Annotated in this window: 1 pseudogene; it reads right to left on the bottom strand. The window is 43.2% G+C overall.

Going from position 1 to position 770, the window contains the following annotated elements:
• A pseudogene (locus BpJC4_RS15850) lies at positions 1 to 770 on the bottom strand (IS110 family RNA-guided transposase); the annotation flags it as partial.

The following is a 770-nucleotide window of genomic DNA, read 5'->3' as shown; positions in this document are numbered from 1 at the left end:
GGAGTCTCTTGCGCCCTCGTTTGGTAATAGTTGTTTGCCCTTTAGATTTCCCTGAACTATGTTCTTTCAATGAGAGCCCTGCCAAATTTACAAGCTGTTGGGGGTGTTTGTACTTTGTGATATCGCCCACCTCAGCGAAAAATAAAGCAACTGTGGTCTTGCCCAAGCCTGGGATAGCCATCATTTGTTTAGCTCCCGGTAGAGTTTCTACTAGGCTTTCCAGCTCTTGATCCAGCTGCTTGATTTGCTGATTGTAAAGTTCATACTGCTCAAGCAGGCAGTCTATTTCTTGTTTGGCAAACTTTATGCCAGCCTGAATACCAATACTCTTTCTGGCTGCTTCCACAAGCTTTGTTGCCTTTTTAATGCCGATGCCCCTTTGAATCTGCGGCTTCCATTTCTCCAACACTTCTTCAGGAGTCATATCCTTGATTTGCGAAGGGAATGGGAACATTTTTAAGGTACAAATAGCTGCTTTGCCTTCCCAATCTTTAAATACATCAAAGAACTCAGGGAAATAACGCTGAATGACATTTTGAATTCGGCCATTTGTAATCATGAGCTGTTTAACGAGCTGATCTCTTATTTTGGCGCCTTATCTTAGTTCGGCATAAATACCGTCCAGGAGATTGGGTACGGAGTATCGCCCGTCTTTAATCAGCTGCGCAATCACCTTGGCATCTTTTGTATCGTTTTTCGTTGGGGAATTGTCATCCAGCTCTTTGCTTTTCTTAACGTGCATCGGGTTGACTAAAACAAAATCATAACCC

It is taken from the genome of Weizmannia acidilactici (genome assembly GCF_008974185.1).
GTDB classification, from domain to species: Bacteria; Bacillota; Bacilli; order Bacillales; family Bacillaceae_C; genus Weizmannia; species Weizmannia acidilactici.
The sequence above is the reverse complement of the archived record's forward strand: the minus strand, read 5'-3'. Positions and strand labels throughout refer to the sequence as shown.